The organism is Aquifex sp., assembly GCF_056494385.1.
In genome coordinates this window covers 1-7,817 of the sequence record NZ_JBSLZM010000071.1, presented here as the reverse complement: position 1 = coordinate 7,817, position 7,817 = coordinate 1, and the positions used below count along the sequence as shown (strand labels likewise).

The following is a 7,817-nucleotide window of genomic DNA, read 5'->3' as shown; positions in this document are numbered from 1 at the left end:
TCGGTCTTGATGTTAAGGAAGAGGACCTAAAGGTAAGAGACGGAGACATAAATAAACTAAAGGAAAAGCTAAAGGAACTTGAGATGAAAAGTTTACTTCCAGAAGTTGACAAGATATTTAAACACAGGCAGGCAACGTTATTTTGAGTAAATATCCCTTAAAACTCTCAGATTTACTAAGTCCATATTGTCTTCCTTTGGCGTCTCAAGGCAGTAAGGAAGCTTTGAGAAGTAATCGTCCTTTAGTAAATTCCTGAAGCCCTCAAGACCCATATAACCTTTCCCTATGTGTTCGTGTCTGTCCTTCCTACCGCCTAGGGGAACCTTGCTGTCGTTTGCATGAATAAGTTTTATCTTTCCGAGTCCTACGTATTTATCCGCTTCCCTTTTGAACTCCTCAAAGCCAACTTTCGTGTTTATCGCATACCCGTAGGCAAAGGCGTGGCACGTGTCAAGACATATACCTACTTTTAATCCTTCAAAAGGTCCTATGAGTTTTCCCAGCTCTCTGAAGTTCTTTCCTATATCTCCCCTTTCCCCCGCGGTATTCTCAAGCAGAACGGTGGTGTTTTTAGGTGTATAACTTCCGAATATCTCCTCAAGGGACTTCAAAATATTCTTTAAGCCCTCCTCTTCGCTTATGCCTGTTGCAGTTCCCGGATGAAAGTTGTAGTAGTGAATACCGACCTCATCGCAAAACCTGAGCTCCTCAAGAAAAACCTCTATTGACCTCCTTCTCAGCTCATCCTTGGGAGATGCAAGGTTAAGAAGATAAGGCGCGTGAACAACAACAACACCTTTAAAGCTTTTCAGCTCTTCCTTAAACCTTTCTTTAGTTTTTTCATCAACACCTTTCCATCTCCAGACCCTGGGACTTCTTAAGAAAAACTGAAAAACTTCGGCGTTTATCTCCTTAGCCCTTGAAAAGGTTTTTAAGATAGAACCGGAGGCGGAAACGTGGGCACCGAAGAGAGCCATTAAGCGTGAACCTTCTGGAGCTTTAGCTCTTCCCTTATCGCGGAAAGGAGTTTTTCCTTAGCTTCTTCATAGGAGGAGGCCTTTATCTTAGCACCCGATGCGTATTTATGTCCTCCTCCTCCGAGTCTTTCCGCCATTTTGCCGACGTTCACGTCTCCCTTTGCCCTTAGGGAAACCTTCCAAACTCCTTCATCAGGTTTCTCTATCAGGGCGTATGCAACTCTAACCCCTTCTATGGAACGCGGGTAATTAACGAGTCCCTCCGTGTCTTCGTATTTGGTCCCCGTCTCCTCAAGAAAACGCTTAAACACAGTTATTCCCGCTACGAGCCCCCCTTCGTGAAGCTCAAGTGTATCAAGAACCTTTGAAATAAGCTTCATTTTGTTGAAACTTTCCCTTTCCGAGAACATCGTGTAAACGTAGTAGGGGTCCGCACCGTAGTAGACAAGTTCCCTCGCAAGCTCAAAAGTTCTCTCGTCGGTGTTTGAGTACCTGAAGAATCCGGTATCCGTTGCAAGACCCGTGTATATACATGTTGCTATATCCTTGTCTATCGCCGTTTCATCCCAAGCCTTTATAATTTCATAAATAAGTGCCGCAGTTGCGGGAGCGTTGGGGTCTATGTAGTCGTAAGGCCCGTAGAACTCTCCGCCTACATGGTGGTCTATCCTTATCCTCCTCCCTACCTTAATCTCTGTTCCCACCCTGTAAAATCCCGAAGCGTCGACGACTATTCCCACATCGTAATAACGACCATCGGGCTTTATAACCTCCTCAACACCCGGAAGAAAGTCAAGAAAGTGGGGAACTTTGTCTTTAGAACCCATGTAAACTTCCTTACCTTTCTTCTTTAAGAATTTGTAAAGAGCAAGACCGCTTCCCAAAGAATCACCATCAGGACTTTCGTGAGTGAGTATAATTATCGAACCCTTGAACTCTTTAAGAAAGTCCACAATAGGAATATTTTCCTTAACCATTGCTATTTCCCTCCAAGGGATTTAAATTAATGATAATTTTTATCAGATAGTATGATTTTTTACATTTAGGTCTAAATCTCACTTTCGGCAATTCTCTTCCCCTTTTGAAGGTGTATCTCAAGGGAGCTTGCAAGATTTTCAAGGGTTCTCGTAATACTTACGGAAGAAGAAAGTTCAAGTTTTTCTATTGCGTTTTCTATTTCGGCTATAACCTCTTCAAGTCGTTCAAGTATTGGTTTGTTTTCAACCCTAATCTCCTGAAGGAAGAAAGGGGAAAACCTCTCAACAGCCGGAAGCAATAGGGATATAAGGGAAAGGCTTTCGGAAGAAAGTAATAATGCCTCCTCCCTCAGTTCCTTTTCCTGGATTTCTTCAAGCTCTCCCAGTATTAGAGAAACAAGCTTTAAGTTCGCGCTCACCCTTCTGAGGGTTTCGTAAACGTTTTCAACGACTTCCGGAGAATACCTCGGTGTTCCCGTGAGGTATGTTGTTGCAATCTTCTGTTGATACTCTATTTCCTCTTCAAGGCGTGAAAGGAGAAGGTGCATAGGATATATTTCCATAATGGATTTAAATTATATTCCCGAAAGAAAAAGGAAGGAAGGAGAGAATTCAGGAAACCTCGGATAAGGAAACCTTATACTCATCCACGAGCTCCGTGTAATCGTCAAACCAGTGGGCATCGGGATTTCTCTTGAACACCATGAACTTACCCCTATTCTCGGGGTCGGCAGCTCTGTGATACCTGAAGAATACGTGTTCCTCGGTTTTTCCGAGAATTTCTATCTTACCCGTTTCGTGGGACATAACGTATCTCACCCTTGCAGCAAGTCCGGAAACTTCAGCCCTTACAGCTTCAACGAGGTCTATCGTTTCCTCTATCGGTGTTGAATAAGCTTTATTTCCTGCTGTTGGCCTGCACTGGAACACGTAGTAAGGGGGAACGCCTATGAAGGAAAGTTCCTCAAGCAGGGTCTTTAAGGTTTCAAAGTCGTCGTTTATACCTTTGAGTATGGGTGTTTGATTTGTAAGGGTTGTTCCCGTCTTCTGAACAAGCTCAACCGCCTTCTTTGCCTCATCCGTAAGCTCCCTGGGGTGGTTAAAGTGGTTCATAAGGTATAGCTTCTTACCCGTTTCGGTGTTGAACCACTCAAAGAGTTCAAGAAGGGACTTATCGTCCAGAACCCTGAAGGGGTTTACCGCGAGCATCTTAGAACCTATTCTCACTATCTTTACGTGGGGAATCTCGGCAAGAGCTTTCAGTATTTTCTCAAGCTTAAATGTTGCTAAGACCAACGGGTCTCCGCCGGTGAGGAGAACGTTATTTATCTCAGGATGGTTCCTTATATACTCAAGTCCCTCGGAAACGTCCCTTGCAACCTCGTCGTTATCGTTCATAAAGAGTCTTTTTCTAAAACAAAACCTGCAGTATATACCGCAAACGTCTGTAACGAGAAGAAGGGCTGTATCGGGATATTTATGCTCAAGGCCGTGAACCTTCATATACTTGCTCTCATTAGAAGCGTCAAGCTTTCCCCAAACCTCAAGCTCTTCGGTTGTAGGGATAACTATTCTCCTTATGGGGTCGTCGGGGTCATCCCAGTTTATGAGAGAGTTGTAGTAGTTGTTTGTCCTGAAGGCAAACTTTTCCGTAACTTTCTGAAGCTCCTTCTTTTCTTTCTCCGAGAGCTGGTCTATGAATTTTAGGTCAATTATATACTTAACCTTTCTACCCATCTTCACCTCCTTTTAGGGGATTTTTTAAATTGGGAAATTATTTTTAAGAAATTGTTAAAAAGTGCTTCTTATAATTTAAAGGATGAAACTTTCCTTTTCAACCCTTATAATATACTGAAATTATGAGATTTTTCATACTCGGCGGTGGAAGATGGGGTGTAGCTCTCGCAACACACCTTGATAGACTCGGACATGAAGTTCTCGTTTACGACATAAACGATGAAGTGGTTAAAAAAATCAACCGTGGGATGCATCCGTATATTGATGGAATTAGTTTTAAAAATGTAAAAGGAACTGTAAATATATCGGAAATTTTGGAATTTGAAAACGTAATTTGTGCAATTCCGACACAAGTTATAGAGGAAGTTATAAAAGATATTGAGCTTAACGGCAAGAACTTTATATCTGCATCTAAGGGCATACATCTCAAAAAACTAAAAAGAATTTCGGAAATAGTAAAAGAACTCTATCCGAATGTTAACTTCTTTGTTCTATCGGGTCCCTCCTTTGCCGAAGAGGTATCAAAGGGTCTTCCCACAGCGGTTGTTCTGGGATACGAGAATAAAGAGATAGCCCTTGAGCTTCAAGAGGCCATAAACTCAAAAAACTTCAGGGTTTACCTGAACTCAGATATCACGGGGGTTGAACTCGGGGGTGCACTCAAGAACGTGATAGCAATAGCGGTCGGGGTTTCTGACGGACTGGGATACGGGTATAACGCGAGGAGTGCTCTCATAACGAGGGGTATCCACGAAATGGCACGCATAGGGGAGTCTCTTGGGGCAAGAAGGGAAACCTTTTTCGGTCTTTCGGGAGCAGGGGACCTTATTCTCACCTCAACTTCGGATCTATCAAGAAACAGAACTTTCGGAAAACTTGTAGGTAAAGGCTTAACCGTGCAGGAAGCATTAAGGAAGATAGGTCAAACCGTGGAGGGTATAAAAACAGCCGAAGCTGTTTACGAAATCGCAAAGGAAAAGAATATATACGCTCCCATATGCACGGCGGTTTACAAGATAGTTAAAGGTGAAGATCCTAAGAGGGTTGCGGACCGTCTTCTTGAGAATCCCCCTCGGGAGGAATTTGAGTAGAGTTTTCCTCTTTTATAAGTTCTCCGTAGTAATAATACTCCTTACACTTTTCACAATACCATATTCCCCCCCCGCAACACTCAACTATAACGAGAATAGCCCCACACTTGGGACAGTTCTCACGCATCTTCAGGAAAATAGGGAGCTCACAGAGCTCCCTTCGTGAACTCTCTTTATCGCTTCACCTATAAGCGGTGCTATGGAAACAACTTGGAGTTTTCCGAATTCCTTTTCGTAAACGGGAAGGGTGTTAGTCACTATTACCTTTTCAATGGGCGAGTTCATTATTCTTTCAACCGCCGGACCCGAGAATATACCGTGTGTAGCACAGGCGTAGACTTTTTTAACACCTTTGCTTATGAGTGCGTTTGCAGCCGCGGTTAGCGTTCCTGCTGTGTCTATAATATCGTCAATTATTATCGCCTCTTTACCTTCAAGGTCACCGACAACCTCCATAACTTCCGCTTTGTTCGGTTCAGGTCTCCTCTTCAGGATTACCGCAACACCACAACCAAGTTTATTAGCCAAGTCCCTTGCCCTTTTTACACCACCTGCATCGGGAGAGACAACGACAGGGTTTTCAAGGATAAGGTTCTTCCTTATGTAATCGTATAAAACGGGTATGGCTGTTAAGTGTTCAACAGGTATGTCAAAGAAGCCCTGTATCTGGGGAGAGTGAAGGTCAACGACTATAACTCTATTCGCGCCAATGGTCTCAAGAAGGTCCGCAATAACCTTAGCACTTATAGGAGTCCTCGGTTTGTCCTGTCGGTCCTGCCTACCGTATGCGTAGTAGGGTATTACTACAGTTATCTCTTTTGGAGATGAGCGTTTTACCGCGTCAACCGTAAGGAGAAGCTCCATTATGTTGTGGTTTACCGGGTTTGAAAGGGAGGCGATGACGTATACGTGATAACCTCTAACACTTTCGTTTATCTGAACCCTTATCTCTCCGTCCGAGAAGGTTGTTATGAGTGTATCGGTTAGTCTGAGACCGAGATAACCCGATATTTCTTCGGCAAGCCTTTTATTCGCGTTACAGGAAATTAACTTTACTCCGTTCATAGGATTTTAATGGCTGGGGCGCCAGGACTCGAACCTGGAACCCCCGGATCCAAAGTCCGGTGCTCTGCCAGTTGAGCTACGCCCCAAGCCCTTCCGAAAATAATATTTTACACTTCATTGTTTTCTTTTCAAGTGAACTCTCCGCTCACTTCCGCCATCTCTATGGCTTTCATAAGGGCCTTTGCCTTATTCACCGTCTCCTCCCACTCCTTTTCGGGAACGGAATCTGCAACTATCCCGGCTCCGGCTTGAACGAATATTTCCTTATCCCTCAGAATAGCGGTTCTTATGGCTATGGCCATATCCATATTTCCCTGGAAGGATATATATCCGACACTTCCCGCGTATATCCCCCTTCTTTCATTTTCAAGCTCCTCTATTATCTGCATCGCCCTAACCTTAGGGGCTCCCGAGACGGTTCCGGCAGGGAACGTTGCCTTAAGAACATCAAGGGCATCATATCCCTCTTTTAGTTCTCCTACTACGTCACTAACTATATGCATAACGTGGGAGTATCTCTCTATTCTCATAAAGTTTTCAACCTTTACGCTTCCCGTTTTTGCAACTCTTCCTATGTCGTTTCGTGCAAGGTCTACCAGCATAAGATGTTCCGCTCTCTCCTTTTCGTCTGAAAGAAGTTCCCTCTCAAGGACTAAATCCTCCTCTTCGTTCTTTCCCCTTCTCCTTGTCCCCGCTATGGGTCTCGTTTCTACCCTTCTCCCTTCAAGCCTTACCAAGATCTCAGGAGACGAGCCTATTACCTTAATGTCTCCGAAATCCAGGTAGTACATGTAGGGAGATGGGTTCATAAACCTGAGTATCCTGTATATGCTGTCGGGATTTCCGTAAAAATGTTTCCTGAACCTCTGGGAAAGAACCACCTGAATTACGTCCCCCTGTTTTATATATTCCTTGGCCCTTTTAACTATTCTTTCAAACTCTTCCTTTTTAAAGTTGGAGTGCCAGTTTGAAAGTTCGGGTTCTTTTTCAACAACGTTAAGGAATGTAGTTTTACCCTCCTTTAGTTTTCTCAAAACGGAGTTTATAAGCTCAACCGCCCTCCTGTATTCCTTCCTTACGTCTTCCCTTTTAAAAACAGGAACAACAACCTTTATCTTTCCCGTTAAATTGTCGTGAACTACGACAACATCGGTAAGAACGAGGTATATATCGTAAGTTCCTACCGGGTCCGGATTTTTATCGGGAACTGGTTCGTAAAACTTAACTGTATCGTATGCAAAATAACCCACAAGCCCTCCCCAGAACCTCGGGAGTCCACTATCGTTGTAAGGCTTAAACCCCTTCACTATTTCCTTTATTTTTCCGAGCGGGTCCTTGCTGTTGAAAAACTCAACCCTTCCCCTGTCGTAAAGCTCTCCGAACTCTTTTTTAGTTCTCACATAAAAGGAAGAACCGAGGATTATGAATGAGTATCTTCCCCACTTTTCTCCACCCTCAGCACTCTCAAGAAGAATGTTAAAGCGTCCTTTTTCCTTTAACTTTAAAAATATAGATAGAGGGGTTTCCGTATCTACCAGAACTTCGGTATATACGGGAATAACGTTGTATTCTTCCAGCCTTAAAACTTCTTCTTCCGAAAGATTCAATTTCATAAGGAAGATTTTAAAACGTCAAAGTATAGATTTGGACTTTAATGATAACACGATATCAGAAAAAGCTTAAATTAGTAGGGGAAAATGGAGTTATAAGAACTTCTTATAACTCAAGGCTTTCAAATGCCGTATATTCTTTACAGGCATGCACTGGGTAAAGTTTTTGCTGCTCATACTCTTCGTGACTTTATCTTTTCCTCAAACGTGGCTAAATGACTTTACTAAAGCTGTAGATATTGCTAAGAAGGAAAAAAAGTTGGTTCTTGTTTATATATACGGTGAGCACTGCCCCTACTGTCACCAAGTTGAAGAGTTTGTTTTCGGTGATGAGGACGTAGAAAAAGTTTTAAGAAAGGA

General features: G+C 43.2%; 8 protein-coding genes and 1 tRNA gene. 2 read left to right on the top strand and 7 right to left on the bottom strand.

All coding sequences use genetic code 11. The annotated features are described in order from the left end of the window. Positions 1-137: 137 nt before the first annotated feature. From ACWB1W_RS05480 to ACWB1W_RS05465, 4 genes are all read right to left on the bottom strand, one after another. A complete protein-coding gene (locus ACWB1W_RS05480; RefSeq protein ID WP_479370380.1) occupies positions 138-977 on the bottom strand; it encodes a deoxyribonuclease IV in 840 nt (279 codons plus the stop codon). Further along, positions 977-1,954, bottom strand: coding sequence for a DHH family phosphoesterase (locus ACWB1W_RS05475; protein ID WP_479370379.1), 978 nt, complete (start codon positions 1,952-1,954; stop codon positions 977-979). The genes ACWB1W_RS05480 and ACWB1W_RS05475 overlap by 1 nt, the downstream gene beginning before the upstream one ends. Before the next feature lie 71 nt (positions 1,955-2,025). Then, positions 2,026-2,502: a hypothetical protein gene (locus ACWB1W_RS05470; RefSeq protein ID WP_479370378.1), complete on the bottom strand. Its 477-nt coding sequence runs from the start codon at positions 2,500-2,502 to the stop codon at positions 2,026-2,028. 64 nt (positions 2,503-2,566) lie between these two features. Then, positions 2,567-3,691, bottom strand: a complete 1,125-nt coding sequence (locus ACWB1W_RS05465; protein ID WP_479370377.1) for a KamA family radical SAM protein — start codon at positions 3,689-3,691, stop codon at positions 2,567-2,569. A gap of 122 nt (positions 3,692-3,813) precedes the next feature. On the opposite strand from ACWB1W_RS05465, the gene ACWB1W_RS05460 reads away from it, so the two are divergent. Continuing rightward, on the top strand, positions 3,814-4,782 hold the full coding sequence (locus ACWB1W_RS05460) for an NAD(P)H-dependent glycerol-3-phosphate dehydrogenase (RefSeq protein ID WP_479370376.1): 969 nt from the start codon (positions 3,814-3,816) through the stop codon (positions 4,780-4,782). Positions 4,783-4,911: 129 nt separating this feature from the next. On the opposite strand, the gene ACWB1W_RS05455 is transcribed toward ACWB1W_RS05460, so the two are convergent. The 3 genes from ACWB1W_RS05455 to trpE form a co-directional block, all read right to left on the bottom strand. Then, the gene (locus ACWB1W_RS05455; RefSeq protein ID WP_479370375.1) at positions 4,912-5,847 is read right to left on the bottom strand and encodes a ribose-phosphate diphosphokinase; all 936 of its coding nucleotides are present in this window, start codon (positions 5,845-5,847) and stop codon (positions 4,912-4,914) included. A gap of 10 nt (positions 5,848-5,857) precedes the next feature. Beyond that, positions 5,858-5,933, bottom strand: a tRNA-Gln gene (locus ACWB1W_RS05450). Between the two features lie 42 nt (positions 5,934-5,975). Beyond that, complete coding sequence (trpE, locus tag ACWB1W_RS05445) at positions 5,976-7,460, bottom strand: anthranilate synthase component I (protein WP_479370374.1); 1,485 nt, start codon at positions 7,458-7,460, stop codon at positions 5,976-5,978. A 145-nt stretch (positions 7,461-7,605) separates the two neighbouring features. Between trpE and ACWB1W_RS05440 the strand changes: the two genes are divergently transcribed. After that, positions 7,606-7,817: thioredoxin family protein (locus ACWB1W_RS05440; protein ID WP_479370373.1), on the top strand; the 212-nt coding region annotated here is incomplete at its 3' end.

Bases quoted from the DNA above. Each gene is read 5' to 3' on its own strand.
- ACWB1W_RS05480 (WP_479370380.1), bottom strand. From the start codon at position 977: ATGGCTCTCTTCGGTGCCCACGTTTCCGCCTCCGGTTCTATCTTAAAA.
- ACWB1W_RS05475 (WP_479370379.1), bottom strand. From the start codon at position 1,954: ATGGTTAAGGAAAATATTCCTATTGTGGACTTTCTTAAAGAGTTCAAG.
- ACWB1W_RS05470 (WP_479370378.1), bottom strand. From the start codon at position 2,502: ATGCACCTTCTCCTTTCACGCCTTGAAGAGGAAATAGAGTATCAACAG.
- ACWB1W_RS05465 (WP_479370377.1), bottom strand. From the start codon at position 3,691: ATGGGTAGAAAGGTTAAGTATATAATTGACCTAAAATTCATAGACCAG.
- ACWB1W_RS05460 (WP_479370376.1), top strand. From the start codon at position 3,814: ATGAGATTTTTCATACTCGGCGGTGGAAGATGGGGTGTAGCTCTCGCA.
- ACWB1W_RS05455 (WP_479370375.1), bottom strand. From the start codon at position 5,847: ATGAACGGAGTAAAGTTAATTTCCTGTAACGCGAATAAAAGGCTTGCC.
- trpE (WP_479370374.1), bottom strand. From the start codon at position 7,460: ATGAAATTGAATCTTTCGGAAGAAGAAGTTTTAAGGCTGGAAGAATAC.